25 protein-coding genes and 1 pseudogene are annotated in these 26793 nt (G+C 38.9%); 16 read left to right on the top strand and 10 right to left on the bottom strand.

Features of this window, described 5'->3' with window-relative positions:
- The first annotated feature begins 9 nt into the window (after window positions 1-9).
- From J671_RS17725 to J671_RS17700, 5 genes are all read left to right on the top strand, one after another.
- On the top strand, window positions 10-1170 hold the full coding sequence (locus J671_RS17725) for a glutathionylspermidine synthase family protein (protein ID WP_004884251.1): 1161 nt from the start codon (window positions 10-12) through the stop codon (window positions 1168-1170).
- Between the two features lie 291 nt (window positions 1171-1461).
- A complete protein-coding gene (locus J671_RS17720; RefSeq protein ID WP_004884253.1) occupies window positions 1462-2517 on the top strand; it encodes an aromatic ring-hydroxylating oxygenase subunit alpha in 1056 nt (351 codons plus the stop codon).
- Between the two features lie 56 nt (window positions 2518-2573).
- Window positions 2574-3899 carry a guanine deaminase gene (gene guaD / locus J671_RS17715; protein ID WP_004884255.1) on the top strand — a complete coding sequence of 442 codons (1326 nt, stop codon included), beginning with the start codon at window positions 2574-2576 and terminating at the stop codon, window positions 3897-3899.
- 214 nt (window positions 3900-4113) lie between these two features.
- The gene (gene hpt / locus J671_RS17705) at window positions 4114-4641 is read left to right on the top strand and encodes a hypoxanthine phosphoribosyltransferase (protein ID WP_002051884.1); all 528 of its coding nucleotides are present in this window, start codon (window positions 4114-4116) and stop codon (window positions 4639-4641) included.
- Between the two features lie 172 nt (window positions 4642-4813).
- A complete protein-coding gene (locus J671_RS17700; protein ID WP_004884259.1) occupies window positions 4814-5065 on the top strand; it encodes a GlsB/YeaQ/YmgE family stress response membrane protein in 252 nt (83 codons plus the stop codon).
- A 46-nt stretch (window positions 5066-5111) separates the two neighbouring features.
- Here the strand turns inward: J671_RS17700 and J671_RS17695 are convergent, their stop codons facing one another.
- Both J671_RS17695 and dmeF read right to left on the bottom strand, forming a co-directional pair.
- The gene (locus tag J671_RS17695; RefSeq protein ID WP_004884261.1) at window positions 5112-5810 is read right to left on the bottom strand and encodes a DsbC family protein; all 699 of its coding nucleotides are present in this window, start codon (window positions 5808-5810) and stop codon (window positions 5112-5114) included.
- Window positions 5811-5904: 94 nt separating this feature from the next.
- Window positions 5905-6927, bottom strand: a complete 1023-nt coding sequence (gene dmeF / locus J671_RS17690) for a CDF family Co(II)/Ni(II) efflux transporter DmeF (RefSeq protein ID WP_081404926.1) — start codon at window positions 6925-6927, stop codon at window positions 5905-5907.
- A 42-nt stretch (window positions 6928-6969) separates the two neighbouring features.
- Between dmeF and J671_RS17685 the strand changes: the two genes are divergently transcribed.
- Complete coding sequence (locus J671_RS17685; RefSeq protein ID WP_002051959.1) at window positions 6970-7233, top strand: metal/formaldehyde-sensitive transcriptional repressor; 264 nt, start codon at window positions 6970-6972, stop codon at window positions 7231-7233.
- Between the two features lie 50 nt (window positions 7234-7283).
- Here J671_RS17685 and mnmE read toward each other — a convergent pair whose 3' ends face one another.
- The 5 genes from mnmE to rpmH all read right to left on the bottom strand — a co-directional run bounded on the left by mnmE (window position 7284) and on the right by rpmH (window position 11385).
- Complete coding sequence (gene mnmE / locus J671_RS17680) at window positions 7284-8639, bottom strand: tRNA uridine-5-carboxymethylaminomethyl(34) synthesis GTPase MnmE (RefSeq protein WP_004884265.1); 1356 nt, start codon at window positions 8637-8639, stop codon at window positions 7284-7286.
- Between the two features lie 91 nt (window positions 8640-8730).
- Window positions 8731-10491: a membrane protein insertase YidC gene (yidC, locus tag J671_RS17675; RefSeq protein ID WP_031982981.1), complete on the bottom strand. Its 1761-nt coding sequence runs from the start codon at window positions 10489-10491 to the stop codon at window positions 8731-8733.
- 5 nt (window positions 10492-10496) lie between these two features.
- A complete protein-coding gene (gene yidD, locus J671_RS17670; protein ID WP_002051924.1) occupies window positions 10497-10817 on the bottom strand; it encodes a membrane protein insertion efficiency factor YidD in 321 nt (106 codons plus the stop codon).
- Between the two features lie 10 nt (window positions 10818-10827).
- A complete protein-coding gene (gene rnpA, locus J671_RS17665; RefSeq protein ID WP_004706196.1) occupies window positions 10828-11220 on the bottom strand; it encodes a ribonuclease P protein component in 393 nt (130 codons plus the stop codon).
- Window positions 11221-11250: 30 nt separating this feature from the next.
- Window positions 11251-11385, bottom strand: coding sequence for a 50S ribosomal protein L34 (gene rpmH, locus J671_RS17660; protein WP_000831329.1), 135 nt, complete (start codon window positions 11383-11385; stop codon window positions 11251-11253).
- 670 nt (window positions 11386-12055) lie between these two features.
- On the opposite strand from rpmH, the gene dnaA reads away from it, so the two are divergent.
- The 5 genes from dnaA to cybC all read left to right on the top strand — a co-directional run bounded on the left by dnaA (window position 12056) and on the right by cybC (window position 18747).
- Window positions 12056-13453, top strand: a complete 1398-nt coding sequence (dnaA, locus tag J671_RS17655) for a chromosomal replication initiator protein DnaA (RefSeq protein ID WP_002051932.1) — start codon at window positions 12056-12058, stop codon at window positions 13451-13453.
- 97 nt (window positions 13454-13550) lie between these two features.
- Complete coding sequence (dnaN, locus tag J671_RS17650) at window positions 13551-14699, top strand: DNA polymerase III subunit beta (protein ID WP_002051938.1); 1149 nt, start codon at window positions 13551-13553, stop codon at window positions 14697-14699.
- A 14-nt stretch (window positions 14700-14713) separates the two neighbouring features.
- Window positions 14714-15796, top strand: coding sequence for a DNA replication/repair protein RecF (recF, locus tag J671_RS17645; protein ID WP_031982979.1), 1083 nt, complete (start codon window positions 14714-14716; stop codon window positions 15794-15796).
- Between the two features lie 52 nt (window positions 15797-15848).
- Window positions 15849-18317 carry a DNA topoisomerase (ATP-hydrolyzing) subunit B gene (gene gyrB, locus J671_RS17640; RefSeq protein ID WP_004882604.1) on the top strand — a complete coding sequence of 823 codons (2469 nt, stop codon included), beginning with the start codon at window positions 15849-15851 and terminating at the stop codon, window positions 18315-18317.
- Between the two features lie 37 nt (window positions 18318-18354).
- On the top strand, window positions 18355-18747 hold the full coding sequence (cybC, locus tag J671_RS17635; RefSeq protein WP_004711273.1) for a cytochrome b562: 393 nt from the start codon (window positions 18355-18357) through the stop codon (window positions 18745-18747).
- 89 nt (window positions 18748-18836) lie between these two features.
- Here the strand turns inward: cybC and J671_RS17630 are convergent, their stop codons facing one another.
- Together J671_RS17630 and J671_RS17625 are read right to left on the bottom strand one after the other, a co-directional pair.
- On the bottom strand, window positions 18837-19394 hold the full coding sequence (locus J671_RS17630; RefSeq protein ID WP_004711274.1) for a VTT domain-containing protein: 558 nt from the start codon (window positions 19392-19394) through the stop codon (window positions 18837-18839).
- 266 nt (window positions 19395-19660) lie between these two features.
- The gene (locus J671_RS17625) at window positions 19661-21592 is read right to left on the bottom strand and encodes an ATP-binding cassette domain-containing protein (protein WP_031982977.1); all 1932 of its coding nucleotides are present in this window, start codon (window positions 21590-21592) and stop codon (window positions 19661-19663) included.
- Between the two features lie 252 nt (window positions 21593-21844).
- On the opposite strand from J671_RS17625, the gene J671_RS17620 reads away from it, so the two are divergent.
- From J671_RS17620 to erpA, 4 genes are all read left to right on the top strand, one after another.
- Window positions 21845-22849: a putative solute-binding protein gene (locus tag J671_RS17620; protein WP_004882608.1), complete on the top strand. Its 1005-nt coding sequence runs from the start codon at window positions 21845-21847 to the stop codon at window positions 22847-22849.
- Between the two features lie 255 nt (window positions 22850-23104).
- Complete coding sequence (locus J671_RS17615) at window positions 23105-24112, top strand: putative solute-binding protein (RefSeq protein WP_002051905.1); 1008 nt, start codon at window positions 23105-23107, stop codon at window positions 24110-24112.
- 347 nt (window positions 24113-24459) lie between these two features.
- The gene (locus tag J671_RS17610) at window positions 24460-25464 is read left to right on the top strand and encodes a putative solute-binding protein (protein WP_004882610.1); all 1005 of its coding nucleotides are present in this window, start codon (window positions 24460-24462) and stop codon (window positions 25462-25464) included.
- A 124-nt stretch (window positions 25465-25588) separates the two neighbouring features.
- Window positions 25589-25924 carry an iron-sulfur cluster insertion protein ErpA gene (erpA, locus tag J671_RS17605; RefSeq protein WP_000993572.1) on the top strand — a complete coding sequence of 112 codons (336 nt, stop codon included), beginning with the start codon at window positions 25589-25591 and terminating at the stop codon, window positions 25922-25924.
- Window positions 25925-25980: 56 nt separating this feature from the next.
- On the opposite strand, the pseudogene J671_RS17600 reads toward erpA, so the two are convergent.
- Window positions 25981-26415 (bottom strand): annotated as a pseudogene (locus tag J671_RS17600) (alpha/beta fold hydrolase); the annotation flags it as partial.
- 113 nt (window positions 26416-26528) lie between these two features.
- Here J671_RS17600 and J671_RS17595 point away from each other — a divergent pair.
- Window positions 26529-26793: helix-turn-helix domain-containing protein (locus J671_RS17595; protein ID WP_236767318.1), on the top strand; the 265-nt coding region annotated here is incomplete at its 3' end.

The raw sequence follows: 26793 nt of genomic DNA, 5'->3' as shown, positions 1-26793 counted from the left end.
TCACTGAATATGAAAAGAAAAATATTTACTCCACGTCCAGACTGGCAAGTGGAGCATCAACATATTGGTTTCGATTATTTTAATTTACCTTCTCTCGATGGCTCAATTTACTGGTCTGAAGGGGTTGCTTATGAATTTACGCTTAAGCAGATTGAACAACTTGAAGATGCAGCAAATGAACTGCATCAGATGTGTTTATCGATAGTAGGAGATCTCATTCAACGGGGTGACTATCCTGCTTACTTTCAAATTCCCGAAACCGCTATAAGCCATATTGAATACTCATGGAAACAAAATGCTCCGATGCTGTATGGCCGTTTTGATTTCGCTTACGATGGGCGAAATATCAAAATGCTGGAATATAACGCCGACACACCGACTGGCTTACTTGAAGCTTCTGTAGCGCAGTGGCTGTGGATAGAACAAGTCTCGGGCATTGCAAACCGGGACCAGTTCAATAGCATTCATGAAGACCTGATTAAACGCTGGAAGACAATTTTACCGCGTGGTAGCCACGTGCATTTTGCTGCCAGTCAGGAAGCGGGAAGGGAAGACTGGGGCAATTTAGAGTACTTGATGGATACCGCTTATCAAGCTCATCTACAAGTTTCCGAGCTTTCTATGGAGAACATAGGCTGGAATGGGCAAGATTTTGTTGACCTTCATAACCAACCCATTCAAAACATATTTAAACTCTATCCATGGGAATGGATCTGGGAAGAAGCATTTTCTCAATATATTCACCCACAAACACAATGGATTGAACCTTGCTGGAAAATGCTACTTTCAAATAAAGCAATTCTGGTTGAGCTTTGGAAGCGTTATCCAAACCATCCATTATTGGTCGAAACCCATACCTATGACCCGCAACAAGCTTTGTCTGGCAAATGGGTGAAAAAGCCGATTTTGGCAAGGGAAGGTGCCAATATTCGGGTTTTACAAGACGGCCATGACCAAGGTGCAGCTTCTGGTAGCTTTTATTTTGATGACTATGACAAATATGGTTATGTCGTACAGAAATGGGTAGATACCCCATTATTTTCAGGACAACTGCCTACACTCGGTTTATGGATGGTCGGACATCAATGTGCCGGCATGTCTATTCGTGAAGATTGCTATGACATTATTGGTAATGACGCCCATTTTGCAGCGCATTATTTTGTCGATTAATAAACACCTAGACAGATATAAAAAAGCACTTTTTAGGTGCTTTTTTATTGTGCCCTCAACGCAATCAATCAGTGCATTCTAAGTACATAGCGAATAATAAACTTTAGCTTTTAAAGCTAAATTAGAACAAAAATTCAAAAAAAATATTAATTAACCACATGTATTTTAAAATTTTTATCTAATTTATTTTCTTAAAAGTCAATATTGGCAAGCTCTTTGCATCTCCAAAAAAGAAAAAAGCCTAGATTTTAGGGGCTCGTGAGAGCCCTGATTTTTTTAAGGAGTGATGCCATGAATGCGATTCCAACTTTAACACCCCTTGCCATGCCATGTAACAGCAGTTTTGATGCAAAAGATTGGGAAATTTTATCGAGCCATTGGTATCCGGTAGCGCGTATTCAAGATGTCTCTACTGCGCCTCAACGAGTCACACTACTAGACGTCAATATGGCACTCTACCAGACAGAAAGTGGTGAAATTCATCTGGTCCGAGATATTTGTCCCCATCGTGGCGTGCCTTTAACCAAAGGTTGGGTTGATGGTGAGGAGATTGTGTGTCCTTATCACGGTCTACGTTACAACACCGAAGGGAAATGTACCCAAATACCAGCTCAACCTGAGCTAACCAAAATTTCTGATCGTTTTTCTCTAACTAAATTTCCGGTTGTGCAAAGATACGGTCTCATTTGGACCAGTATTCATGGTCGTGATATTACTCAAGCCAATATTCCTGTATTAGATACTTGGGATGATGCAGAGCATCAAGCAATTTTGCCACCTTTTGTGGATATTGGTGGCTCTAGCGGTCGTCAGCTTGAAGGGTTTATCGATGTCGCTCATTTTGCATGGGTGCATCACAACGCCTTTGCGAATCGTGATAATCCCATCGTCCCTAAATATCACACTGAACGTACCAACTACGGCTTAAAAACGGTCTATATCAGCAATGTCAGTAATTATCCGCATGAGCTAAAACATCTCGAACCAGAAGGCTTTTTGTGGAAGCGTACTTTTGAGGTTTATCCGCCATTTTCTGCCGTGCTTACTGTCAATTTCCCAGAAAGTGGAGTCTTAAAAATTTTGAACGTCTGTTGTCCTATCTCAAGTAATAAGACCCGTTTATTTGTTCCACTCACACGTAACTTTGACCAAACAGGTGATTTAGAAAAAGTATATGCATTTAATGCGCAAATTTTTGCCGAAGACCAAGACATGGTCGAATCACAAAAACCAGAAGAACTACCGCTCGATCTAATGATGGAAGCACATTTTGAAGCAGACCGTTCATCAACGACTTATCGACGGATTTTGGCTGAATGGGGACTAAGTAAACGTTATACCGTTTAAATCTTGGCTAACTGGGGTACAATCAATCGAAAAAAGTGAAAATATATAGGCTATCCATGTCATTGATCGCAAATACCACCGTTGTGCGTGGTCGTTTTTTAGATATTCAACAAACTGTCTCTGAGCCAACTGATATTCCAAATCAAGTACGTTATTTGGAAGATGGTGTATTGATTAGTGAACATGGAAAGATCAAATGGTTTGGTGCATGGGAAGATGCAGAGCAGCATCTACCTGCTGGAGTTGAGGTTCAACATTATCCAGAACAATTGATTGTACCTGGCTTTATTGATACGCATATTCACTTCCCGCAAACCGAAATGGTTGGAGCTTACGGCGAACAACTTTTAAGCTGGCTCAACACCTATACGTTCCCAACCGAAATCCAGTTTCAAGACAAAGCATATGCAAGCGAAATTGCCCAGTTCTTTATTCAGGAACTCTTAAAACACGGCACAACCACAGCACTGGTGTTCTGTACTGTTCATCCCGAGTCTGTTGATGCCTTATTTGAAGCCGCAGAGCGCGTTCAGATGCGTTTAATTGCCGGTAAGGTACTCATGGACCGTAATGCCCCTGAAGCGCTGTGTGACACGCCAGAAACAGCTTACAGCGATACTAAAGCACTCATTAAAAAATGGCATGGTAAAGGCCGTGCTCTGTATGCGATTACGCCACGATTTGCACCGACTTCTACACCTGAGCAATTAGAAAGAGCAGGGCAGCTAAAACAAGAATTTCCAGATGTTTATGTCCATACACATTTAAGTGAAAACAAAGATGAAATCGCTTGGGTGAAATCTTTATTTCCGGAACAAGCTGGCTATTTAGATGTTTATCAACACTATGGCCTAACTGGTAAACGTTCTGTGTTTGCGCATTGTGTTCACTTAGAAGATGAAGAATGGCAATGTATGCATGATACACAATCGGCTATCGCATTTTGCCCAACTTCAAATCTTTTCTTAGGTAGTGGTTTATTCCCATTGAAAAAAACTTGGGAAAAGCAAGTCAAAGTAGGTTTGGGGACAGACATTGGTGCAGGTACTTCGTTTAGCTTACTGCAAACTGTTAACGAAGCTTATAAGGTTCAGCAATTACAAGGTGATAAACTTTCAGCTTATGAAGCGCTTTATCATGCAACCCTAGGCGGAGCAAAAGCACTCGATTTGCAGGATCAGTTAGGCAACTTCAACGTCGGTAAAGAAGCAGACTTTGTGGTACTCAACCTAAAGCCAACAGCATTACAGGAACTTCGCCAGTCTAAATCTAAGTCTGTTGAAGATTCGCTGTTTGCATTATTCACTTTAGGTGATGACCGTAATATTGAGGCGACTTATATTTATGGAAACCGTGCTTATCAAAAAGAAACAGCCAAATAAAAAAGGCATTGTTAAGTTTTTGTTATTATTTGGAATATGTGCTATTGCGTTAAAGCGTGATCGACATAATCCGCAAAATGATAAAATTTCACAGCCATCAAAGGGTGCATGAAACGTCATTTTGCTTTAAAATTTTACCATTAACTCAGATTTTCGAGGTGTTGCAGGTCAACACCTTTTTTATTTTTTCTTTTATATCTTGTAGGAATCTGCCATGACTGTTGCAATGAGCATCATGATTTCAACCGAAGAAATTCAAGCAAAAGTCAAAGAGCTCGGCGAGCAAATCAATTCTCATTATGCAAATAGTGACAAAGAATTGGTTCTGATTGGTCTACTTCGTGGTTCTGTTATTTTCATGGCAGACTTATGCCGTACCATTACCAAACCGCACGAACTCGATTTCATGACAGTGTCTAGTTACGGCGGCGGTACCACTTCAAGTCGAGACGTTAAAATCTTAAAAGATCTTGACGGTGAAATTCGTGGTAAAGATGTGCTGGTGGTTGAAGATATTATTGACTCTGGCAACACCTTAAGCAAAGTTGTGGAAATGTTGCAAACTCGCGAACCAAATTCGATTCAATTATGCACATTAGTGAGTAAACCATCACGCCGTGAAATTGATCTCGAAGTTAAGTTTTTAGGTTTTGAAGTTGAAGATCGGTTTATTGTAGGCTATGGCTTAGACTACGACCAGAAATATCGTCACTTGCCATTTATTGGTGAGATTGGTTTATAAATTTCATAAAAATGGCACCATAAGGTGCTATTTTTTTATATAACGTTTTAGCTTTGAACAAAAAAGACACAAAAAGTCGCAATCTGCTACAGACAAAACAGTTGGCTCTGTCGCACGATAGAATATGAAGCAAAATCATTAACTTCATCAAAAAAACAACTGGAGAACAAATATGTGGTCACTTATTGTTGCTATTGTGGTTGGTTTCTTCGCAGGCTTAATTGCACGTGCTTTACATCCTGGTGATGATAAAGCAGGTTTTATCGTTACTACTTTAATTGGTATCGCAGGTTCACTTTTAGCCACTTATGGTGGTCGTTTACTTGGTCTTTACGGAGAAAATTCAGCTGCGGGCTTTATCGCTTCCGTAATTGGTGCAGTCATCATTTTGTTTATTTACAACTTGATTGTACGAAAAAGCTAAACTTCAGTTCATTCATAAAAAAAGCACCTAATGGTGCTTTTTTTATTTACAGGCCTAGCTCTTTCCAAACTTCCTGAATTTCTTCAGCAGACCTTGCACCTACTAGTTTAAAACCGTTTGCAAAAATTAGGGTAGGAGTAGCATTAAAACCTAATTTTCTTCCAAGTTCCAAGTTCCGATCAATTGGGTTTGCGCAGCTCGCAACTGTTGGTTTTACACCTTGTTCAATCAGTTTCTTCCAAGAGTATGACTGGCTCGGTGCACACCAAACTTGTCTAGAAACCACAATAGACTGAGGTTTTAAAGGGTAAATAAACGTGTAAATTGTTACATCTTTAAGTTTATCGAGTTCAGGTTCAAGTTTTTTACAATAAGGGCAATTCGGATCGGAGAATACCGCTAAAACATGCTGACCATTACCTTTGACCGTTTTAATGGCATCTTTTAAAGGTAATTGCTTCCAATCAATTGAGTTTTGTCCTAGAACTAAGTCTTTGGTTAAATTCTTCTGGTCCTTTAAGCGGATCATAGAGCCTACCAGCATATGCTGACCATCTTCACCAAGATAAATGATTTGTTGATCTAGATTGGCGCTATATAACCCAGGCATTTCGGTTTTCTGAATATTGCTAATTTTTAAATTAGGATATTGTTTTTTAATATTTTCCCGAACTGTATCTACATTAGCGAAACTCAAACTTGTTGTTAGACTAAATAATGCCAATATTCCTAATTTTTTAAGCATAAAACCGACTCGAGGACAGGAGAGTGAACATTTTAGTCAGTTCCGTTAATGAAAACAGAACTGATTACCGAGATATAACCAAACTTCTACCCAGTTATGCTAATGTTTCACGTGGAACATAAATAGGTTTTAAAGTATTAATTTCTACCGATATATGCACGATTTCATCATGAATCGATAAAGCATGACGAATCTGGTCTGCATTCAAAGAAATATCATCAGTTTCTAGCGCTAAAATACAAGAAAATTTACCTTTCGCGACTTTCCAGACATGAATATCTGTAATTTCAACATGTTTTGGAAATTCGGCTATTACTTCCCGAATTTCTTCAACTACTGGATGATCCATTTCAGCATCTAGAAGAGTTTTTCCTGTCTCTTTCATTAAACCAAATGACCACTTTGCAACTAAAATAGCACCTAAAATCCCTAAAAGGGCATCTAAAAAATCCCATCCAAAATATTTACCTGCGAAAAGCGCAACAATTGCAAAAACAGAAGTTACAGCGTCTGCAACCACATGTAAAAATGCAGCTTTTTGGTTCAAATCATGGTGATGAGGCCGATGCTCATGCTCATGCTCATGCTCATGCTGATGGTGATGGTGATGGTGATGGTGATGGTGATGGTGATGGTGATGGTGATGGTGACCATCATCATGAAGTAACCAGGCACAAATCAAGTTAATAACTAAACCTAAAATTGCAATTGGAATAGCTTCATTATAAAAAATTTCCACCGGGTTAAATAAACGTTGAACTGACTGAAAAGCCATAAAAATAGCCACAACCATCAGCAAAATTGCGCTGCTATAGCCGGCTAAAATCTCAATCTTCCACGTCCCAAAACTAAAACGATGGTCTTTTGAATAATATTGAGCTGCACGATAGGCAAAGTAAGCTAAACCAAGGGCCAACATATGTGAACTCATATGCCAACCGTCGGCCAATAGTGCCATTGAATTGAAGAACCATCCACCAAATACTTCCAGTACCATCATGGACGCCGTTAAAATGGTTGCAATCAAAATCCGTTTTTGTGCTAAGGGATTTCCTTCATCAAACTGATGTTGATGATGACGTGATACACTATGATCCTGCATAAAATTTAAACCCAATATACTCCCTACCAGTATATTAAATTCTACAAGAGAAAACAGATGAGTCACATTGGTCAGGATAAAAAAATTCTTAATCGTGTAAAACGGTTAAAAGGACAAATCAACAGCATTGAAAATGCGATAGAACAAGCAGAATCTTCATGTATCGATATTTTGCAGCAAGTTGCAGCCATAAAAGGTGCTATAAACGGTTTAATGAGTGAATTAATGGAACAGCACTTACATCATCATGTGCTTAAAGGTGCAGAAATCGATCAAAATGAGCTAGAAGAATTTTTAAAAGTTTTAAAAAGATATGGCTAAAAGAAAGTTCTGGATGACACAACAATATGTATCATCCAGATTATTTAAAATTATTTTCCAATGCAGAAAGAACCGAAGATTTTGCCTAATAGATCATCGGCACTAAAGTCTCCAGTAATTTCACCTAAAGCATTTTGAGCAAGACGTAGTGATTCAGCAACGAGTTCACCAGCGTTAAATACAACAAGTTGCTCACGTGCCTCTGCCAAATAGAGCTGAGTGCGCTTCATTGCGTCTAAATGACGAGTTCTCGCAATAAATGTATCTTCCTCAGGGTGAAAGCCTGCATGCGCTGTAATCGCATCTACGAGGCCTTGTACACCCATCTCTTGTTTTGCTGAAACTGTAATATGACGGAATCCTTGATAATCGCCTATTTCGGCAGATTGACCAGTTAAATCACATTTATTGCCGATTAATATGAGACGACGCGGTTCAATATGTTCAGCAAAGTATTCTTGAGCAAGTTGTAATGGGTCATCACCTTGATTTAAATCGTAGACCAATAACAGCAAATCGGCCTGCTCAATTTCTTTGATTGCACGGCGAATACCTTCTTTCTCGACCACATCTCCAGTTTCACGAAGACCTGCTGTATCAGTTAAGGTAATTGGTAAACCATTTAAGCTAATTTTTTCATGCAAAACATCACGAGTCGTACCAGCAATGTCCGTTACAATCGCTCGTTCTACACCAGCAAGCGCATTTAACAAGCTCGATTTACCGGCATTTGGTTTACCCGCAATAACAACCTGTAGACCTTCACGGAGTAATTGTCCTTGTCGTGCAGAAGTTTGAACGGCATGCACCGACTGTTTAACATCTTCCAGTAAAGCTAAAATTTTGCCATCAGCCAAAAAATCAATTTCTTCTTCTGGAAAATCAATCGCAGCTTCTACGTGCAAACGTAAATGAATCAGTTTTTCTAAAACTGTATTAATTTTTGTTGAAAATGCACCTTGCAGAGAACGAACTGCCGAACGAGCCGCAGCTTGAGAGGTGGCATCAATTAAATCGGCAATAGCTTCCGCTTGTACCAAATCCATTTTGCCATTTTCAAAAGCTCGCATGGAGAATTCCCCAGCTTTCGCAGCAATTGCACCTAGCTCAAATAAACGGCCAAGGAGAGCATTTTGAATGATGGGACCGCCGTGCCCCTGTAATTCGACAACATCTTCACCAGTAAACGAATGCGGATTTGGAAAGCATAGGACAATGCCTTCATCCATAATGCTTCCATCAGCATCATAAAACTTACGAAAACCTGCCATACGCGCTTCAGGCAAGTTTTTTTGTGTCAGATTCTGAGCAATATCATAGGCCTTAGGTCCAGATAAGCGAATCACGCCCACTCCACCACGCCCTGGTGGCGTTGCAATTGCAGCAATTGTGGTTTGACTTTGCATATTATTCACCTAAAAAACCTAAAATACAGCCAAAGAAAAATCCGCCTAAGATTACCATCTTAAGCGGATTGATTCAGCAAAAGTTCAACGATTAAGATGCTGATTCAGTCTTGTTTAGACGACTTTTCTCAACACTCTTGTTAATAAACCATTGCTGTAAAATAGTAATACTGTTGTTCACAATCCAGTACAACACTAGACCCGCAGGGAAGAACAACATAAATACCGTGAACATAATCGGCATAATGCGGAATACTTTCGCTTGCATTGGATCAGCTGGTTGCGGGTTCAACATTTGCTGAGCAAACATTGTCGCACCCATAATTAACGGCAAGATGAACCAAGGATCCATTGCAGATAAGTCTTGAATCCAGCCTAACCATGGTGCATGACGTAATTCCACACTTTCCATGAGTACCCAGTACAACGCAAGGAAAATTGGCATTTGTAGCAATAACGGCAAACAACCAGACAATGGGTTCACTTGTTCACGTTTATAAAGCGCCATCATTTCTTGCGAGAAGCGCATACGGTCTTCACCGAACTCTTCTTTCATGCGTTGCATTTCTGGTGCAATCACACGCATTTTCGCCATAGAACGATAACTTTTTGAAGATAAAGGCCACAAGATCATCTTCACCATAATGGTAAGTAAGATGATTGACCATCCCCAGTTGCCTACAATGCTATGGAAGAATTGAAGACCTAAGAACAATAACTTCGCAATTGGCCATAACCAACCATAGTCCACAGTCTGGTTCAGACCGACAGCTAAATCTTTTAATTCAGATTGTACTTTAGGACCTGAATAAAGCTTTGCATCTACTTCCATTGAAGTGCCAGCTGGAACATTAATTACTGGCGAAGTAAAGCCAATAATATTCATATGATCCGCAGACTGACGTGATTCAAGCTTAGCAACATAAGGCTGACCATTTGCTTGAGTCAGTTTAAGGTTTCCTGGAATCCAAGCACTTACAAAATAGTGCTGAACAATCGCAACCCACCCACCTTTAGCATCAGCATTTAATTTTTCTTCTGAGAAATTAGCAAACTTAAGCTTGTTATAGTGTGAATCAGGCGTACCCCAAGCTCCCCCTAAGAACGTCCCTAGAGTAAAAATACCTTGAGAAGACTTACCAGGATCCTCAGAGTTATCACGCTTTAACTGTCCAAACATCTGACCTTGCCAGTTTTGTTGGCTACGGTTAATCACTTGATGGCTTACAACAATCGGGTATTGACCTTGGGAAAAGGTGAAAGTTTTAATAATTTCAACGCCTTCTGGTGTTTTAAATACCATTGGTACGCTTAAAACTTTTTCAGACTGTCCCTTTTGATCCTGCACACCCTTAGCATCAGCCAAAGTATATGATGTTTTTTCAACCGCATATAACGGACGACCACCACGACTACTATCTGGTCCATTCAAACCAATTAAGCCAGACTGAGCAACATATGTACGCTTGGCATCATTTTCAAGCATAACAAAAGGTTGATTACTGTCTTTGCTTTTGTCGTGAGAGAGTAATTCAATACGAACAATATCACCACCTTTTGGATTAATCCAAAGATGATAAAGGTCAGTTTGTACTGAAATAAGCTGTTGATTCACAGGTGCTGTCGCATCTGTGGTTTGTGACTGCGCAATATTTGCTTGTGGCACATCGGAAGCCACTGTTGCAGTTTTAGCATTTGGCAAATCAGCAGATATTTCATGTGAACTTACAGCCGCCGCTTGTTGTTGCGGTGCAGTTGCAGCATTTCCATAATCTTTTTGCCAAGCCAAAATGAGCAAATATGCGGTGACAAACATGGCCCCGAGAATTGCAAACCTGGCCCATTGTTGCATATCTATTACCCCAAATGGTTAGAGAGATTTTGCTTCATTAAACGATCACGAAAGGGTACAGCAACATGATGCGTTTGAGAATCTATTTGATGAAACGAAATAAAACGAATTGCTTTTGGCGGTACCGGATCATATCCGGAGCCTCCCCATGGATGACATCTGCAAATACGTTTAGAAGATAGCCAAACGCCTTTGATTGCACCATGAGTTTGTAATGCTTCTATCGCATATTGGGAACAAGTTGGGATATAACGACAACGGGGTCCAAGAAGCGGACTAATCGCAATTTGATACAGTCGAATGAACCAACGCAAAATACGAACCATTGGTCATCTCTTAATTTTGCGAGGTTGGGACAACTTTAGAATGTTTTTTTGCCAAGCGTTGTAATTTTTGCCAAGCAAAATCTAATTGTTGATATAGCTCAGCGTTCGTAATCGTTTCTATACCAACTTTAGGCATTACAACAACATCTATGTCTAACCCAAATTTCGGCTGATTTAGACGAAAGCTCTCACGAGCAAGACGCTTTATTCGATTTCTTTCATGCGCACGGCGCACTTTTTTCTTAGCAACAACAATACCCAAACGGCTATTAGGCTGTTCGGTGAATTTTGCAAGAAATAAAAAATGGGGTTGATGCACTTTAAAAAGCGCACCATCAAATACACTTTTATAATCTGCAGCACAGCGTACACGACGATCTGTGCTAAAACTGTAAAGTGCCATCACACCCAAGTCTGGTCAGCGTAACAGTAATTAAACAGTTAAGCTATGACGACCTTTTGCACGACGACGAGCTAATACTTGACGACCAGCTTTAGTTGCCATACGAGCACGGAAACCATGAACGCGTTTACGCTTTAATTCAGATGGTTGGAAAGTACGTTTCATATCGAAACTCCCAAAAATGATCTTTCTATAAAGGTCCGCGATTTTATTGTGCAATGTTTACTCTGTCAATGATAAACAGAGAAAGTTTTGTATTTAAGTCAAATTTTTAGTTCTTCATCCTCTCTTTATATTAAGTCAATTTTTATCATTTAAAAGTTATACACAAAGTAATTGTTTATTTTTATTATGACTTTTAAGATATACACTTCTTATTTACATACTTATCAACAAACCTTGATGTGGAATGAGTTTGGATTTGGTATATTTGAATTTAAATTCATATTTTTTAGTTATCCACAATTGGGAGTGACCCTATTAAATAAATTCAAATTTTAAAATTTAAATTTATTCTTATTAGTGTGGACTTTTTCTGTGGATTTGATGGTTTTAAATTTAAAAAACATATATTTGAACTGTTGATAACTCTGTTTTTATTATCTTTATGGATTGTGGATAAGTTTATGTGATAATTTATCCACAGGATGTGCAAAAAGTTATACACAATTGGTTTTGAATTTAAATTTATTCACAAGAGATTTCTTTTTAGTCAAAATCAACCGAATTCGTCATGACAGATGTGGATAACTTGGGTAGAATGGCGACCCCTTCTCATCAGGAAGGGTTAATCTTTAAATGATTTGAATTTAAAACGCAGACATAGGGGATACACATGCTTTGGACAGACTGCTTAACTCGCTTGCGACAAGAGCTCTCTGATAACGTCTTTGCGATGTGGATTCGCCCTTTAGTAGCTGAAGAAGTAGAGGGTATCCTACGTCTATATGCCCCTAATCCTTATTGGACACGTTATATTCAAGAGAATCATTTAGAGTTAATATCTATATTGGCGGAACAATTGTCTGAGGGACGTGTACGTCAGGTTGAAATCTTGGTCGATTCGCGTCCTGGTAGTATTTTGTCTTCTAATGAACAACCAGCAACAACTACAGCTGCTTTACAAAGTGCACCAGTTTCACAACCTACTAAGGTTAAAAGAGAACCAGAACCTGTTGCTAACCCTGCAGTTAGTTCGAAAACTTCAAAAAAGAAACTATTAAACCCACAATTTACTTTTTCGTTATTTGTTGAAGGCCGTTCTAACCAAATGGCAGCGGAAACTTGTAGAAAAGTATTAACACAATTAGGTGCTTCTCAACATAACCCTTTGTTTTTATATGGTCCAACGGGTCTTGGTAAAACTCACTTAATGCAAGCGGTTGGTAATGCTTTACTGCAAGCTAAGCCGAATGCGAGAGTCATGTATATGACTTCGGAAAGTTTTGTACAAGATTTTGTGAGTTCATTACAAAAAGGAAAGGTTGAAGAGTTTAAGAAAAATTGTCGTTCTTTAGATTTGTTATTAGTGGATGATATTCACCTTTTGGCTGGTAAAGAAGCTAGTCTTGTTGAATTCTTTTATACATTTAACGCCTTACTTGATGAATCTAAACAAATTATTTTAACGTCTGATCGATATCCTAAAGAATTAACAGAACTTGATCCACGATTGGTTTCTCGTTTTTCATGGGGACTATCAGTAGGTGTTGAGCCACCAGATATTGAAACCCGAATCGAAATTCTACTTAAAAAAGCTGAGAATAGTGGCGTTGATTTGCCTAGAAACTGCGCATTATTTATTGCACAACAAGTGGTAGCAAACGTACGTGAACTTGAAGGTGCTCTTAATAAAGTTGTCGCAATTTCACGTTTTAAAGGTGCTCCAATCGACCTTGATGTTGTGCGAGAGTCTTTAAAAGATGTATTGGCAATCCGTGCTCGTACAATCAGTGTGGAAAATATCCAACGTGTAGTGAGTGAATATTTCCGTATTCCTCTAAAAGAACTGGTAGGTCCAAAACGGACACGAATTTATGCTCGACCACGCCAATTGGCAATGGGGCTTGCCCGTGAGTTGACTGGTGATAGTTTTCCGGAAATTGGAATGGCTTTTGGTGGGCGAGACCATAGTACCGTGATGCATGCTTGTGAAAAAGTGGTCAGTTTGCGGGAAGAAGATCCTATCTTTGACGAAGATTATAAGAATTTACTACGTCTTCTTCAGAGTTAATGAAATCATAAGACGTTGTTGCAAAGTCTCCATAAGTGCAGCATAGTACACAGCTAAAAAATGAAATGTTTGCTCCAAGTTGCTAGAGGAATGAATCGTGCGTTTGAAAATCGCTAAAGAAAGTTTACTCAATGTTTTATCGCATGTTGTCGGTGCGGTAGAACGTCGTCATACCTTGAATATTCTTTCAAACGTCAAAATTCAGACTAATGGTCAAGCACTCACCATTACTGGTTCGGATTTAGAAGTTGAACTGGTGGCGAGCACTGCTTTATCAGAAGGGGCGTGTCTTGAAGCAGGTGAAACGACTGTTCCTGCTCGTAAGTTAATGGACATTTGTAAATCTTTGCCTACCGCTGCATTGATTGATTTACAAATTACTGAAGATCAAAGATGTATTTTAAAGTCTGGTAATAGCCGTTTTGTATTAGGTACTTTACCAGCAGAAGATTACCCGTTGTTAAATACTGAGAATAGCCAAGGTACGCAAGTACAGGTGACTCAACGTGAACTAAAGCGTTTATTTGAAAAAACTGCTTTTGCAATGGCTGTACAAGATGTACGTTTTTATTTAACTGGTACTTTGTTAGAAATTGATGAAAATCAATTGCGTGCAGTCACAACTGATGGCCACCGTCTTGCCCTATGTGAAATTTTGGCCTCTTCTAGTTCGTCTCAATTAGTACAAGCAATTGTGCCTCGTAAAGCTGTTGGTGAACTACAACGCTTACTTAGTATTGAAGATGAGCAACTCACTTTGCTTATTGGTCGTGAATTATTAAATGTAACGATTAATACGCCAAGCCGTGATAAAGAACAAGGTGATATTACAGTTCGTTTTACGACAAAATTGATTGATGGGAAATTCCCAGACTACCGCCGTGTGATTCCACGTGGTGGTGATAAACATGTTTTGATTGGTCATGACGTATTTAAACAATCATTACAACGTGTCGCAATTTTAAGTAATGAGAAATTACGTGGTGTGTTCTTAAACTTTAATCAGGATTCTTTACAGCTTCGTGCAAATAACCCTGAACAAGATGAAGCGATTGAGGATTTAGCAATCCAATATCAAAATACGCCATTAGAAATGTCATTTAATGCTCAATATTTACTTGATGTGTTGGGTGTATTAGATGGCGATGATGTAAATATGAGCATGACTGAAGCGAACCAATCAGTATTAGTACAAGATCCTGCTCATCCTGACCAGACTTATGTTGTTATGCCGATGCGTGTCTAAACTGGTTTAATTCTATGCATCTTACGCGCTTAAACATAGAACGCGTGCGTAATTTAAAAACGGTTGCACTCCATGGTTTGCAACCGTTTAATGTTTTTTATGGCGCTAACGGTTCGGGTAAAACATCAATTTTGGAAGCGATCCATTTACTTGCAACAGGTCGCTCATTCCGCACACATATCCTAAAAAACTATATTCAATATGAGGCTGACGACGCGATTGTGTTTGCTCAGTCAGCAACTGAAAAAATTGGTATGCAGAAACTCGCTTCTGGCGAGCAGTTGATGAAAGTAAATGGAGATACAGTTGCAACCCAAGGTCAACTCGCCAAATTACTCCCTTTACAGCATATTGATCCACAAAGTACAGATATTATTGACCATGGTGCTAAGCCAAGACGTCAGCTTTTAGATTGGCTAATGTTCCACGTGGAACCTGAGTTTTATTTTGCTTGGCAGTATTACTCTCGAGCTTTAAAACAGCGAAATACCTTACTCAAAACAAGACGCAATCTTTCTTTGGCTGACTTAGAGCCGTGGAACAAAATGTTGAGTGATTATGGTGAAATTTTACACTCACAGCGTTTAAGTATCGTAGAACAATGGAATGTATATTTCCAAAATGATTTAAGACAGTTACTGCCTGATTTAGAGATTGAGCTGGAATATAGCCCCGGTTTTCATACAGAGCAGGGGCTCATGCAAGACTTGCTGAATCAGCATCAAAAAGACATTGAAAGACGTTATACAGAGTATGGTCCACATCGGGCAGATTTGCGCTTAAAAACACCTTTTGGACACGCCGATGATGTTTTATCAAGAGGTCAGAAAAAACTCCTGATTATTGCCTTAAAACTGTCACAAATTGCAATGTTGCATGCGAGTAATAAGGAAACTGTGGTATTATTAGATGATCTGACAGCAGAATTAGACTTAACCGCACAACAACGTTTAATTGAACGATTAAGCCAACTTGGTAGCCAGGTTTTTATGACAACTTTAGATCATGCATCGGTAAAAAAACATTTACGTGATCTGTCTATTTCATATCAATTATTCAGTGTTGAATCCGGTCAAGTTAGTCTTGCTTCACCATAATTTTTTGATGTTAACCATCTTTGAATAAACCTATATTTGCTAGGGAGAAACCATGAGTTCAGAGTCTCAATCAGCCTCTCAAACAGAACAAACCAATGAAAAGGCTTATGATTCCTCTAGTATTAAAGTATTACGTGGATTAGATGCAGTTCGTAAACGTCCGGGCATGTATATTGGGGATACAGACGACGGTACCGGTTTACACCATATGGTATTCGAGGTTGTCGATAACGCAATCGATGAAGCCTTAGCGGGTCACTGTGACGAAATTATTGTCACGATTCACGAAGATGAATCGGTGAGTGTTTCAGATAATGGCCGTGGTATTCCAACTGATATTCACCCTGAAGAAGGTGTATCTGCAGCAGAAGTTATTCTTACCATTCTGCATGCAGGCGGTAAGTTTGATGATAACAGCTATAAAGTTTCAGGTGGTTTGCACGGTGTAGGTGTATCAGTCGTAAACGCACTGTCTAGTAAATTACATTTAATTATTAATCGTGCTGGCCAAATTCATGAACAAGAATACCATCATGGTGATCCGCAATATCCATTACGTGTGATTGGTGAAACGGATAACACAGGTACGATTGTACGCTTCTGGCCAAGTGCAGAAACTTTTAGTCAAACCATTTTTAACGTTGAAATTTTAGCGCGCCGCTTACGTGAACTTTCTTTCTTAAATGCTGGTGTACGTATCGTTTTACGTGATGAGCGTATTAATCTTGAACATGTTTATGACTATGAAGGTGGTTTATCTGAGTTTGTTAAATACATTAACGAAGGTAAAAATCATCTGAACGAAATTTTCCATTTCACGGCTGATGCAGATAACGGCATTGCTGTAGAAGTTGCATTGCAGTGGAATGATAGTTATCAAGAAAATGTTCGTTGTTTCACAAACAACATTCCACAAAAAGATGGTGGTACACACTTAGCAGGTTTCCGTGCGGCATTAACGCGTGGCTTAAACCAATACCTTGAAAATGAAAACATTCTCAAGAAAGAAAAAGTGAATGTGACTGGTGATGATGCGCGTGAAGGTTTAACTGCTATTATTTCGGTTAAAGTTCCTGATCCAAAATTCTCTTCTCAAACGAAAGAAAAATTGGTATCGAGTGAGGTAAAACCAGCAGTAGAGCAGGCAATGAACAAAGAGTTCTCTGCTTACTTACTAGAAAACCCGCAAGCTGCAAAATCAATTGCTGGTAAGATTATTGACGCTGCTCGTGCACGTGATGCTGCGCGTAAAGCGCGTGAAATGACACGTCGTAAGAGTGCATTAGATATCGCAGGCTTGCCAGGTAAATTGGCTGACTGTCAGGAAAAAGATCCGGCACTTTCTGAATTATATCTTGTCGAGGGTGACTCTGCGGGTGGTAGTGCTAAGCAAGGTCGTAACCGTAAAATGCAAGCTATTTTACCTTTGAAAGGTAAAATCTTGAACGTTGAACGTGCCCGCTTTGACAAAATGATTTCGAGTCAGGAAGTCGGTACATTAATTACAGCACTTGGCTGTGGTATTGGCCGTGAAGAATATAACCCTGACAAGCTTCGTTATCATAAAATTATTATTATGACCGATGCCGACGTCGATGGTTCGCACATCCGTACATTGTTATTAACGTTCTTCTTCCGTCAAATGCCGGAGTTAGTTGAACGTGGTCATATCTATATTGCACAGCCACCTTTGTATAAACTGAAAAAAGGTAAGCAAGAGCAATATATTAAAGATAATGATGCTTTGGAAACTTATTTAATTTCAAATGCAATTGATGAGCTTGCTTTGCATATTAGTGCAGAAGCACCTGCAATTACAGGCGAAGCATTAGCAAAAGTGATCCAAGACTATCAAGTTTCACAAAAGAGCTTACAACGTTTAACGTTGCGTTATCCAGCAAGCTTACTTGATGCATTACTTGAAGTAGATGCCTTTAAAGCTGATCAGAACCATGACCAGGCTTATGTACAGCAATGGGCAGATCAAGTACGCGAAGCTGTACAAAGACTACAGCCAAGTTTGCGCCCTGAAATTACGCTTGAAACCTTCGAACGTGAAAATGCTCAAGGCGAGAAAACAGCACATTATTGGCCACGTGTGACTGTATATGTCCATAACTTGCCACATGCTTACTTACTTGATGCTGGCCTATTAAACTCAGCAGAATATGCGCGTTTATTGAAGAACTCTAAGAGTTGGTTCAATTTAATTGAAGATGGTGCATATTTACAGAAGGGTGATCGTCGTATTCAAGTGGTTAACTTCCATCAGGTATGGCAGCACATTCTGCAAGATTCGCGTCGCGGTATGATGATCCAGCGCTATAAAGGTCTGGGTGAGATGAATGCTGAACAGCTTTGGGAAACCACAATGGACCCTGAAAACCGTAATATGTTACAGGTGACTATTGATGATGCAATCGAAGCCGATCGTATGTTCTCATGCTTAATGGGTGATGACGTTGAACCACGTCGTGCCTTCATTGAAGAAAATGCATTAAATGCAGATATTGATGCTTAATTGATAGCTAGATTCTAAATCAGTCTAAGGAGAGAAGATGATGAGTCAAAAGTTTATAGCAAGTATGCTGATTTCATGTGCAGCTTTAGTGAGTCATTCTGCATTTGCAGCTGACTTGGAAGCTGACATGAAAACTTTAGCAAAGAGCACAAAAGCCTTTGCTGAAGCGAAAGATCTCAATAACGCAAAACAGCAGCTTGTGATTATGCGTCAGGCTGCATTATCTTCAAAAAAATCTTTACCTCATAAGTTAGAAGGTTTACCGCCGGAAAATGTACAGGTAAAGCAATATCAAGCGGGTTTAGATCAGTTGGTTGCTGAAATTGATCGCGTTACTGTATTGGTTGATAAAGGTCAATTAGACCAAGCCAAAACTGAAGCAATAAATCTGGTTAATATTCGTAATGAAAACCATAAAAAATTTAGATAGATTCATTTTGATCTAAATAAAATAAAGGGAATGATTGATTCATTCCCTTTATTTTTTTGGTTTATTTGAGTGGATTAACTTGAAAAAGATTAATTTTCTACTAAGTCTGTAACTTGAATGAGTGCGTGGCCAAACAAATATCCAGCAGTTAACAAAAGGCAGATCCACAAAATAGCTCCAGCGACATTATAGATTAAAAACTTTCCATAACTCATATTGCTAGAGCCAGCAGCTAATGGTGCAAAAGAGCGTGCAAAAGGAATAAAGCGTGCCAGAAGAATGGTTTTGCCACCGTGTTGTAAGAAATAACGGTTGGTTTTATTTAAATACTCTTTCTTAATAAAACGTGATTTTGCTTCAAAAATACGGTTACCAAAATGACGCCCAATAGAGTAGTTCACAATATAGCCTAGGGTGGCAGCTATGGTAAGCAAAGTAATCATATAACCCAGATGCATCATTTCAATTACTGAGCAAAGTGCCCCTACAGTTAGAAGTAAACTATCTCCTGGTAAAAAGAACATAAAAACAAAAGCTGTCTCAGAAAAAATGATCAAAAAGAGTATGGCATAGACCCATGCGCCATACTCCTGAATTAAAATAGGTAAAAAATGTTCAAAATTAGTAATAAAATCAATAAAATTCATTCAGTTTGTCTGATCCCGAATTAAATACCTACTCAAGAAGGGTAAAAACGAAGTTACAGAATTTAGTTAAATTATCTGTATATGGCAACCCTTAAGATGTAGCTTAAGTTTTATATGTTATCAAATTTGAATCTATCTCAAAAATTTAACAGCTGAATGAAATATTATTAGAAGTCATTCAAATTTTTATATAGTAGTGCAAATAAAGCTCTAATTTGAACTAAAAGCCAGTACTGGTACTTAAAAATACCAGTACTGGTAAGAACTTAGTTTTCGAAAGAAGCTTCCATTTCCTCAAGTTCCATCATGAGTTCTAAAAGTTGCTCTTCATGTTGTTCAAGCTTCGCCTTCAACTCAGTCTGTTCATTCATCAGCTTAAGCAAATCATCTTTACGATTCGCTTCATATAATGAGCTATCTGCTAAAGCTTCTTCAATTTCAGCAAGTCGCGGTTGAAGTTTTTCAATTTGTGACTCAACTTTTTCAATATTTTTACGAATAGGACGAGTCTGTTCGCGACGGCGTGCGGCTTCCTTACGCTGTGCTTCTTTATCAACTTTAGTTGGAGCAGGGGCAGCAGCAGATGAGTTATTTGCTGCTATAGCAGTCTGAGCATTGATCTGCTGCTGACGCGCTTCACGTAGCCATTTAGCATAATCCTGCAAATCACCTTCAAATTCGGTACATTTGCCGCCGTGTACTAAAAGAAGCTCATCACACACACTGGCAATAAGTTGACGTTCGTGGGAAACCAGAACAACAGCACCTTCAAAATCTTGTAAAGCCATGCTCAGTGCATGACGCATATCAAGATCTAAATGGTTTGTTGGCTCATCGAGAATTAAAACATTTGGACGCTGCCATACAATCAGTGCTAGGGCCAAACGAGCGCGCTCACCGCCAGAAAAGCTTTCACATGGTGTATCCATGCGTTCACCACTAAACCCGAAACTCCCCAGAAATGAACGTAAAGTGGCTTCACTAATTTGTTTATCTGCCAAACGGGCAAGTTGAAGCATCGGGCTGGCATGGCCGTCTAAAGCATCCATTTGGTGCTGTGCAAAGTAACCAATATTAAGTAACTCTGAAGCTTTACGTTCACCTGCTAGAAGTGGTAAATCACCGACCAAGCTCTTAATCAAAGTTGATTTACCTGCGCCGTTCATACCAAGTAAACCAATACGCGAATTTGGTGTAATTTGTAATCTGATTTTTTCAGCAATTAGCTTTTCACCATAACCTATGCTGGCATTATCTAACGTCAGCAACGGTGAACTCATTTTGGTCGGTTCACGAAAACTAAAAGTAAACGGTGTATCTACATGAGCAGGTGCGAGTTGCTGCATACGCTCAAGTTGTTTTATACGACTTTGTGCCTGACGAGCTTTAGTTGCTTTTGCTTTGAAACGGTCAATAAATTTTTGTAGGTGAGCACGTGTTTCTTGTTGCTTTTCAAAAGCTTGCTGTTGTTGTGCTAAACGTTCACTTCGAGTTGTTTCAAATGTGGAGTAATTACCGGTGTAAAGCGTGAGTTCCTGATTCTCAATATGGAGAATATGGTCTGTAATTGCATCTAAAAAGTCGCGGTCATGCGAAATGAGGATGAGGGTACCTTCATAGGCTTTAAGCCAGTCTTCTAACCACAAAATTGCATCTAAATCTAAGTGGTTTGTTGGTTCATCTAGTAACAGTAGATCAGAACGACTCATTAATGTACGCGCCAAGTTTAAGCGCATACGCCATCCACCAGAAAAGCTAGCAACGTTTAAACGTAATTGATGTTCAAAAAACCCTAACCCAGCCATAAGCTGGGCAGCTTTAGATGGTGCTGAATAACCGTGAATTTCATCAAAGCGGCCATGTAGTTTAGCCAAGTCTGAATCTGTGAGTTGATCTGGATGAGCAAGCTTATTTTGAATATCCCAATATTCTTCATCACCAGAAAGAACAAAATCGATGGCAGGCATGTCTAGAGCTTTAACTTCTTGTGCCATATGCGCCACTGTCCAGACCGAAGGGCGAGTAAGAGTACCTTCATCTGCGCCTAAACTGCCTAGTAATGCTGCAAATAATGTTGATTTACCTGCACCATTGACCCCAGTCAGACCAATCTTCCAACCTGGGTGTAATTGCATAGACGCTTTTTGAAAGAGAACACGTCCACCGCGGCGTAAAGAAACTTGGTCAAATTGAATCATCTTGTCTTATCGAGGTGAGTTAGGGATGCTGTATTTTAAAGAGAACTGAACCTGAAAACAAAACTTTCAGAGTTTTAGTTTCTAAATGTTGAGATTGCATGGCTTAACCTATCTTTATTAAAGCTATTCGTCTGAAAATATCTAAATTTTTAACGAGATAGACCACATTCTAAAAAATATGGCTAAAATAAAAACAATTTAAAACTTGGTTGATAAATGAACTCCTAATAAAACTAGACTAAGGAAAGTCAAATGAAAAAAGGATTGGGGATAATTGGTGCAGTATTTTGCTGTGCTATGGGAACAGCACATGCTGGGCAAAATGTATGTGTATTCGATTTATTGGGAAAATCAGGTGAATCCTACAAAATGATGGAAGAGTGGGCACTGGCAGCGAAAAGTTGGCAGGCCGACATTACTTTAATTCCATTTCAAGACGAAGCTTTGGTAGATCGTAGACTGCGTGAGGGCAAATGTGACGCAGCTTATATGACCTCAATGCGAGCGCGAAATTACAATAAATTTGCAGGTTCGATTGATGCTATTGGTGGGGTGACAAGTAATGCAATTGCTCAAAAGGCAATTAGTTACGTTTTAGACCAACGTAATAAACATCGTATGGTAACTGCACAAAATGGAACAAACTACGAGGTGGTGGGGATTGTCCAGATTGGTTTGGCTTATTTGTTTGTAAGAGATAAAAGCCTCAACTCAATTGAAAAAGTACGCGGTACTAAATTTGCTATTTTACAATATGACGCAGCCCAAAAAATTATGGTGGAAAGTGTAGGTGCGCATCCTATCCCATCAGAAATTACAGATTTTGTGAAAAAATTTAATAATGGCCAAGTCGATGCCATTGCCGCTCCTGCTTATGCGTATAAACCATTAGAAATAGGCAAAGGTATTGGAACAAATGGGGCAATGTTTACTTTTCCCGTAGTCAACGTTACAGGGGACTTAATTGCAAGAAGTGATAGGTTTCCAGCCAATTTTGGAATGAAGTCTCGTGACTGGTTCATTAAGCAATTACCGCAAAATTTTGCGATGGTGAAACGGTTGGAAGCTGGAGTACCCTCTAAAATTAAAATCAATTTTTCAGTTGAAGATAAACTGAAATATCAAAAAATATTACGAGAAGGTCGCCTTGGCCTTACAAAGCAAGGAGTATATGACGCAACCATGATGAGTGTACTAAAACGTGCACGATGTACCATTGAACGAACAAATTTTGAATGTACGCTCAATGGTGAGTAGTTTGTTTTTTAATCACAAAATCGCTACACATATTTCAAAGCTGAATATGGGTATGAAAATTGTGAATATAAAAAGTAACTTACGGAAAATTAGTAGTTTTTAATTTTGATAAATAATTTAAATAGCACAAACAATGATCCAATGAGATAAAAATATTTGAGTAAAAGCTCTATTTTTTTCTAAAAAACATGATTAATATCTGTGTTTGAAAGGAAACTTCAAACAAAAAATCTGTTCCGTGGAAGGATGAAGAAAATGAAAAAAATCGTACTTGCTATGGCTGCCGCTTCTGTTGTTGGTTTTTCTGCTTCAGCGCAAGCAGCGAGTACCGTGTGTGTATTCGACCTCTTAGGAAAAGCAGGCGACTCATATAAAATGATGGAAGAATGGGCTCTAGCTGCAAAAGGCTGGGGTACTGAAATTAACTTGGTTCCTCGTCAGGACGAGGCTGTTGCAGATAATGATTTCAAAGCTGGTAAATGTGATGCTGTAGCAATGACTGCTATGCGTGCACGCCAATATAACAAATTCGCAGGATCAATCGACTCGCTTGGTGGTGTTCCTAATAACCAAATCGCGCAACGTGCTATTACTTATGTATTAGATGCACGTAATGCTGCCAAAATGACAACTAACCTTGGTGGTAAAAAATACGAAGTTGCTGGTATCTCTCCGCTAGGTTCAGCATTCATTTTCGTACGTGACAAAAACATCAACTCTGTTGAAAAAGCTGCGGGTAAAAAATTCGCCGTGTTAGGCTATGACGATGCACAAAAAATTATGGTGCAGCGTGTAGGTGCTCAGGCGGTTCTTTCTGATATTTCAAACTTTGCTGCTAAATTTAACAATGGTCAGGTAGATATGGTAGGTGCGCCTGCTTATGCATACAAACCATTAGAATTAAACAAAGGTTTGGGTGCAAATGGTGTAATGTGGAACTTCCCCGTATTACATGTAACTGCTGACCTAGTATTACGTGCTGATAAATTCCCTGCTGGCTTTGGCCAAAAGTCTCGTGACTGGTTCGTGAAACAATTACCTAAAAACTTTGCAATGATTAACCGTTTAGAAGCGCAAATTCCAGGTAAATATAAAATGAACCTAAGTGCTGAAGACAAACTTAAGTATCAAAAAATGTTACGTGATGGCCGTATGGACTTAACTAAACGTGGTATTTACGATGCTGGTATGATGTCTGTATTGAAAAAAGCACGTTGTTCTGTAGACAAAGCTAACTTTGAATGTTCAATGCCTGGTGAATAATTCATATTGATCTTAAAAGCCTAGACTTAGTTCTAGGCTTTTTTGCTTTATATAGGCTGTCAATTCAGCCATTGTGGTGAATTGAAAAGTCGCTAATCTAATTTGAAGATAAAACTTCATCTGGATATATGAAGGTATAAAAACTGAACAAGGATGTGAGTGATCAAAGAAGTACTATCGATATTTAAATATCTATTTTTCTTTAATTGAGCTCATATAAACAGAATTGCTCGTAAAAATATCTTAAACGCAAATTTTAGATGAAGCATATCTCATGAGAATCATGCCGACCAGCGTGAAATTTCTTGATGCTAAAAACAAAAAATCTACAAGGAAAGGAAAAGAATATGCGATTTTCCAAAACGCTTTTACTTGCGATGGGACTCACAACAATTTCATTTGCAGCCGAAGCCAAACAAACTATTTGTGTTTTTGACTTCGTTGGTAAAAATGGTGACGTCTATGCACTCATGAAAGATTATCAGCTTGCAGCGAAAAACTGGGGAGCTGATATCGAACTCAAAGTAAATCAAAACGAAGCAGTGATTGCTGAAGATTTTAAAGCTGGTAAGTGTGATGGCATTAGCGTATCGGGTATGCGTGGGCGTCAATTCAACTCATTTACAGGTTCATTAGATGCTATTGGTGCGATTCCCGATCTCAAACTTGCTGTTAAAGTCATGCAAGGTTTGGCGAGTCCAACCTTTAGTAAATATATGGTGAATGGGCGCTATGAAGTCGTTGGTGTTATTCCGGTAGGGGACGCTTACCTTTTAGTAAACGACCGTAGTATTAATACAGTGGCGAAAGCTGCGGGTAAAAAAATTGCTGTACTAGATTACGATGAAGCGCAAAAAATTATGGTTCAGCAGGTAGGGGCACAGGCTGTGAGTGCTGATGTGACTAACTTTGGAGCTAAATTTAATAATCATCAGGTTGATATTATTGGTGCCCCAGCAGCAGCTTTTAAACCTTTAGAACTACAAAAAGGCTTAGGTACGAAAGGAGCAATCGTTAACTATCCAATCTTACAGGTGACTGGAAATATTATTATCCGTCCAGATAAATTCCCAACTGGATTTGGTCAAAAATCTAGAGAGTGGGTGGCAGGCCAGTTACCACGTGCCTTTACTATCTTAGGTAAAATGAAAGCGGATATTCCGCAAAAATACTGGATGGATGTACCTGCTGCGGATAAACCAGGCTATCAAAAGCTTATGCGTGAATCACGAATTAACCTTACAAAGCGCGGCGTTTATGATAAACGGATGATGAAACTATTATGGCAATTCCGTTGTAAGCAAGACGCGAAAAACTTTGAATGTGGCTTACAAGATGAGAATTACAAATAATCTTGATAAAAATACTCAAGATTCGCTTTAAACTTCGAAGACAGACCCTATATTGATTATGCTATACTCAATATAGGGTCTTTTTTATTTTGAAAGGCACAGCAAAATCCGAGGAACAATCATCATGAATGCCCAAGCTCTAGTTTTGACAGATAATGCTGCCAATAAGGTACGCCAACTCCGTGATAGTGAAGGGAATGACGATCTCATGTTACGTGTATATGTAACCGGAGGCGGGTGTTCAGGGTTTTCATACGGCTTCAATTTCGCCGAAAGCGTAAATGAAGATGATGCTGAATTTGTAAATGGCGATGTAAAGATGCTGGTTGACTCGCTCAGCTATCAATATTTAGTTGGCTCAGTGGTTGATTATGTTGAAGGCCTTGAAGGTTCACGCTTTATTGTGCAAAACCCGAATGCGACAACAACCTGTGGTTGTGGTTCTTCGTTCTCGATTTAAAAAGAATTTTAAATAAAAAGACCTCTCATTATAGAGAGGTTTTTTTATTTATAAGATTATGCTTGATCATGTATAGATTCTAAAAAGTATTGTACGAGTTCAGGTGCATTTTGATAAGGAATCCAATGAGAGGCATCCATAAAAATAGCCTTATAATTATTTTTAAAATAGCCTGAATTTAACTTGGCACTTTTTTCTGTTACTGCAATATCATGCTTACCCCAAATAAAAAGAGTGGGGACGTCTATTGATTTAAAAGGATTTTCAGGCTTGTCCCAAAAAAAGCCCCGATACCAGTTTAACGCCGTAGTTAGCCTATTTTCTTTTATAAACTCAGTCTCGAATATTTCAATTTGCTGTTCGGTCATGTCTGATGACTTTAGAAACTTACGGCCTAATTTCGGTATCTTTTTAAATAAAAGTTCGGGCAGAATCGGGAGCTGAAAAATTGCAAAATAATAAGATTTAAAAAGTTGTCTGCTGCTTAAACAAGGGCAGAGTAAAACTTGAAGTGCGACATAAACCACCTAATTAATTTAAAGGGTTTATGGAGTATATAAAATTGTCATACCATCATCTTAACTTTGAAGATCGTACTGCATTAATGCTTGAGTCAAGAAAAGAAGGCTTTTCAGCCAGAAAATTTGCTGAACTCATTAAAAGACATCCTAGTACGATCTATCGTGAGCTTAAAAGAAATAGCATCAATGACGTTTATCAAGCTCGATATGCTTCTGATAACACCTTCGCTAGACGTAGACGTGGTCACAGAAAACTCAAAATCGATTCAATCCTCTGGAAATTTATTGTTGAAGCGATCCGTTGTTTATGGTCTCCTCAGCAAATAGCAAAGCGTTTAAAGACATTTC

The sequence above is a fragment of the Acinetobacter sp. 1130196 genome (assembly GCF_000588095.1).
Taxonomy (GTDB): domain Bacteria; phylum Pseudomonadota; class Gammaproteobacteria; order Pseudomonadales; family Moraxellaceae; genus Acinetobacter; species Acinetobacter nosocomialis.
The sequence above is the reverse complement of the archived record's forward strand: the minus strand, read 5'-3'. Positions and strand labels throughout refer to the sequence as shown.